Raw genomic sequence first — 4,892 nt, 5'->3', positions numbered from 1 at the left:
CACCTTGACCGATCCATCCGGCTGCATCGTGATCTCGGCCACCTGCGCTACGAAGGTCGAGAAGGACTCGTGCACCGCGACGCCGCGCGCCTTCCCCTCCGGAAGCTTGGTTCCCCATCCCGCTTTTTCGGCCGCCAACTCCAGCACGGCCTTGTGACGCGGATGATGGGACAGCAGGGCTCGGCGAAACTCCACCGGGTCCTTGCCGGCGGCATGGGCCAGTTCGTCGATGAAGACTTCGGTGGAATAGGCGGTATGGGTGCTGCCGACCGCCCTCCACCACAGCACCGGCACGCCGACCTTCGTGGTGTGGAGGTCTACCGCAAGGTTCGGAATGTCGTAGGGCAGATTCGCGGCGCCTTCGACCGATGTCCCGTCCACCCCGTCCTTGACCATGACCGGTTCGAACGGTGTTCCGCCGATGATGGATTGTCCGACGATGCGGTGCTGCCAAGCCACCGGCCTGCCTTGCGCATCCAGTCCGGCGGTCAGGGTGTGATAGTACATCGGCCGGTAACGGCCACCCCGGATATCGTCTTCCCGCGTCCAGACCAGCTTGACCGGCGTCCCCCGGTCCAGCGCCTTGGCGACCTGGACCGCCTCCACGATATAGTCCGACACGGTGTTGGCGCGACGGCCGAAGCTGCCGCCTGCCATCAGCGTGTGGATCTGCACCTGATCCGGCTTCAGCCCCGCTGCTGCGGCGGCATTGCCCTGATCGATGGTCTGGAACTGGTCGCCCGCCCAGATCTCGCAGCGGTTGCCGTCAAGCCGGACGACGCAGTCGAGCGGCTCCATCGGAGCGTGGGCAAGATAGGGAAATTCGAAGGCAGCGGTGATGGTCTTCGCGGCCCCGGCCAGCGCTTTCGCCGCATCGCCCTGGCTGCGGGCAGGCATGCCCGGCTTTTCCGCCAGCGCCTTGTACTCCGACATGATCTCGGCCGTGCCACGGGTTTCCGCCCCGGCATCGTCCCACTGAACGTTCAGCGCTTCGCGCCCCTTGGCAGCGGCCCAGAAGTTCGTCGCGACCACCGCGACGCCGGACGGCACCTGCACGACCTCGACCACGCCCTTGACCGCCTTGGCCGGGGCCGCATCCACCGACTTGACCCTGGCGCCGAACACCGGCGGCCGGGCGACGACCGCCGTCAGCATCCCCGGCAGGCGAACGTCCAGGGCGAACTGTGCGGTGCCGTCGGTCTTGGACTTGGCATCGACGCGCGGGACCGACGTTCCGATCAGCGTGAACCGGCTCGGGTCCTTCAAGGTGACGTCCGCCGGCACCGGCAGGCCGGCGGCCTTGCCCGCCAACTCTCCGAACGTGGCGCTCCGCCCGGAAGCGGCATGGGAGACGACGCCCTTCTCGACCGTAATCCCGGCGCGGTCGACACCCCAGTCCTTCGCCGCCGCCTCGACCAGCAAAGCCCTCGCCGTGGCACCGGCTTTCCGAAGCTGATCGTAGGAATTAGCGATGGACGAACTTCCGCCGGTCCCTTGTACGGGACCGAACTGCAGATTGTTGTAGAGCGACGCGTCGGCCGGAGCGCCTTCGACGCGGACCTGCGCCCAGTCGGCATCAAGTTCCTCGGCGACGATGGTCGCCAATCCGGTATGGACTCCCTGCCCCATTTCCAGGTGCTTGGACAGTACGGTCACCGTGTTGTCCGCCCCGATCCGCACGAAGGCGTTGGCAGCCAGGGCGCCGTCGGCGGCATAGGCGGCGGAAGCGAATTTGGGCATCCCGCCATTCCAGCGGAAACCGACCGTCAGACCGGCTGCCGCCGCGGCGCTTCCCTGGAGAAACCGGCGCCGGCTCGGTCTTGGGTCCTTGGCGAAGTTCTTCAGCATGGCTCAGCCCTCCATCGTGGTGGCGGCGGCATGGATGGCGGACCGGATGCGGACATAGGTCGCGCACCGGCAGATGTTTCCGCTCATGGCGGAGTTGATGTCTTCGTCGGTAGGCTTCGGCGTCTGTTCAAGCAGGGCCACCGCCGACATGATCTGGCCGGACTGGCAATAGCCGCATTGGGGAACTTCGATCCGCTGCCAAGCGGCCTGGACCGCGGCCGCCGCCTTGCCGGATATCCCTTCAATGGTCGTGACCGTCTGCCCCTCGACGCTGCCGACGGGCGTCGAGCACGAGCGCACCGGCTGGCCCTCCAGATGCACGGTGCAGGCGCCGCATTGGGCAGCGCCGCACCCGAACTTCGTTCCGGTCAAGCCAGCGAATTCCCGGACCGCCCACAGCAGCGGCATTTCCGGGTCCACGTCCAGTCTGACCGGTCTCCCGTTCAAAACGAATGAAACCGCCATTGCTCTCTCCCTGCCTCGATTTGCAATCGTCGTTTACGAAAGCTTTCGATCGCCGGCAGTGCGCTCCGTCACTGCACGATCACGTCAGGGGTGATAACGGATTGCGGCGTTGGCCACGGAATAGCCGGTTCCGCGAACCTGGGAGCGGCTGCGCCCCCTCGTTTATTCGCCGGCACGCCTCCGGCCGAAGTGGATGAAGTCGGATGCCTCGTGGGGCGGACACAGCAGGTCCTTGATCGGGATGCAGAGGAGATCGCGTTCCGCTTCGTCGGCCGCTTCCAGCAGCTTGGCGCAGCGCTCCTGCCAGGGGGCTTCCAGAGCGACCAATCCCCGAACGGTCCCGCGAAGCCCGATGCCCAGCCCCTTCAGAAGGTCGTACAGGGTGGACGAACTGAGATCGCGCGTCGCGACCCAGGCGCCTTGGCTGGTGCGGGCGACCCAGTGGCTCCCGCGCATCTGCTCCAGCATGCCGTCGATGATGGCCCCACCCACGGGAACGCGGCCGATCAGGGTATGCCGCCGCATTCCGACGCCGAGATGGCTGGCACGGAGCAGCTCGGCCAGGATCGCCAAAGCGACCGCGACCCGCTGGGCCGGCAGCAGTCCTTCCGGCCCGATCCGCGAGATCTTCCCAGCCCGCCATTCCGGCAGGGCCGCCGCGACTTCGGCCCCGATCAGCACCGTGGACCATGCGATATATAGCCACAGCAGGAATATCGGGATACTCGACAGCGCGCCGTAGATGGTCCGGTAAGCGGGGAACTGGGTGATGTACCAGCCGAACCCGTATTTCGAGAACTCCAGCAGCACCGATGCGGTCAGCGCCCCGATCACGGCGTCCTGCCAGCGCACGGCCCGGTTCGGGATCAGCAGGTAGATCAGGGTGAACGCCAGCCACTCGAACGCGCCCGGCAGCATCAGCCGCCATGCGCGGAACGTGTCGGCTTCCGGGTTGAGCTGGAAGACCGCCAGCAAGTAGCTGGAGAACGACAGACTAGCGCCGAACAGCAGCGGCGTCAGGGTCAGGATCGCCCAGAAGGCCAGCAGGCGGGTGATGAGCGAACGCGGCTCGGAAACACGCCAGATCGCGCTGAACGAACCTTCGATCGTCCAGAACAGCATGACGGACGTGATCGCCAGACCGACGATGCCGAATGCCGTGAGCTGGCCGGCGTTTCCGGCAAACTGGATGATCGTGTCCTGGATGGCGTCGCCGACTTCCGGCACCAGGTTGCGCAGGATCAGCGTCTGGGCCTGCTGCTGAAGCATCTCGTAGGCCGGGAAGGCCCGGAAGATCGCGAAGCCGATGGTCATCAGCGGTACCACCGCCAGTAGCGAGGTATAGGTCAGGGCTGCCGAGGTGGTCAGGCAGTCGTCGGCGAAATAGCGCTTGAACAGGTATTCCATGAAGCTGGCGAAATCGCGCAGCCGCTTCGGGACAGATTGAAGCTGGTCCGGCAGATGGGAGATTCGGAAATCCATTACGGACGCTCCCGGAGTTGACGCGGCCCGCATGGGGTTGTAGCTGGGAAAAAGCAATCCGGGTTACCGCTCATCCCGCCGTCACCCATCCCGCCTTTGATCCATTTTTTCTTTCGTGTACGATGCCGGCCGATTCCAAGCGCCGACAGCACATCAACGAGGCCTCGATGTCTACATCCTCTCAACTCATGGCCGGCAAGCGTGGTCTGGTCATGGGCGTGGCCAACGACCGGTCGATCGCCTGGGGTATCGCCAGTGCGCTCGCGGCGCACGGCGCCGAACTGGCCTTCACCTACCAGGGAGACGCCCTCGCGAAGAGGGTCAAGCCGCTGGCGGAGTCGGTCAAGTCCCAGATCGTCGTCCCCTGCGACGTAACCGACGAAGCGAGCCTCGACGCCACCTTCAAGGCCATCGAAGACCAGTGGGGCAAACTCGACTTTCTGGTTCATGCAATCGCCTTCTCGGACAAGAACGAACTGGACGGCATGTATCTCAACACGTCGCGCGCCAACTTCGCGCGTACGATGGATATTTCATGCTACTCGTTCACCGCCTGCTGCCAGCGGGCCGTCCCGCTGATGAAGGACGGCGGCAGCATGATCACCCTGTCATACTACGGGGCCGAACGCGTTATGCCCCATTATAACGTGATGGGTGTAGCAAAAGCGGCGCTGGAGGCAAGCGTGCGCTACCTCGCGACCGACCTGGGTCCCCAGAATATCCGGGTCAACGCCATTTCGGCTGGTCCGATCAAGACGCTGGCGGCCAGCGGCATCGGCGACTTCCGCTATATCCTGAAGTGGAACGAGTACAACGCACCGCTCCGGCGCAACGTCACGATCGGCGAGGTCGGCGGTTCCGCCCTCTATCTGCTTAGCGATTTGGGCAGCGGAGTCACCGGCGAAGTCCATCACGTCGACGCCGGCTACCATACCGTCGGCATGGTCGCGGTCGATTCGGCGGCGGCGACGGCGCAGCTTCTCCAGGGTCTCACCGGCAGCGCGGCCAAGGACTGATATCATGGCGGGCAACAGCTTCGGCACGGCGTTCCGGTTCACCACCTGGGGCGAGAGCCACGGTCCAGCGATCGGCGCCGT

The 4,892-nt window shown here is 65.2% G+C and carries 4 protein-coding genes; 1 reads left to right on the top strand and 3 read right to left on the bottom strand.

The window, feature by feature from the left end:
* The 3 genes from AC5JJ6_RS41495 to AC5JJ6_RS41485 all read right to left on the bottom strand — a co-directional run.
* On the bottom strand, positions 1-1,848 hold a 1,848-nt coding region (locus tag AC5JJ6_RS41495; RefSeq protein ID WP_496047664.1), incomplete at its 3' end, for a xanthine dehydrogenase family protein molybdopterin-binding subunit.
* A 3-nt stretch (positions 1,849-1,851) separates the two neighbouring features.
* A complete protein-coding gene (locus AC5JJ6_RS41490) occupies positions 1,852-2,313 on the bottom strand; it encodes a (2Fe-2S)-binding protein (RefSeq protein ID WP_496047663.1) in 462 nt (153 codons plus the stop codon).
* A gap of 162 nt (positions 2,314-2,475) precedes the next feature.
* On the bottom strand, positions 2,476-3,795 hold the full coding sequence (locus AC5JJ6_RS41485; protein WP_496047662.1) for a YihY family inner membrane protein: 1,320 nt from the start codon (positions 3,793-3,795) through the stop codon (positions 2,476-2,478).
* 167 nt (positions 3,796-3,962) lie between these two features.
* On the opposite strand from AC5JJ6_RS41485, the gene fabI reads away from it, so the two are divergent.
* Positions 3,963-4,811, top strand: a complete 849-nt coding sequence (gene fabI / locus AC5JJ6_RS41480) for an enoyl-ACP reductase FabI (RefSeq protein ID WP_496047661.1) — start codon at positions 3,963-3,965, stop codon at positions 4,809-4,811.
* The last annotated feature ends 81 nt before the right edge of the window (positions 4,812-4,892 follow it).

The organism is Skermanella sp. (assembly GCF_059503625.1).
This window is presented reverse-complemented; position numbering and strand designations above follow the sequence as displayed.

Bases quoted from the DNA above. Each gene is read 5' to 3' on its own strand.
- AC5JJ6_RS41490 (WP_496047663.1), bottom strand. From the start codon at position 2,313: ATGGCGGTTTCATTCGTTTTGAACGGGAGACCGGTCAGACTGGACGTG.
- AC5JJ6_RS41485 (WP_496047662.1), bottom strand. From the start codon at position 3,795: ATGGATTTCCGAATCTCCCATCTGCCGGACCAGCTTCAATCTGTCCCG.
- fabI (WP_496047661.1), top strand. From the start codon at position 3,963: ATGTCTACATCCTCTCAACTCATGGCCGGCAAGCGTGGTCTGGTCATG.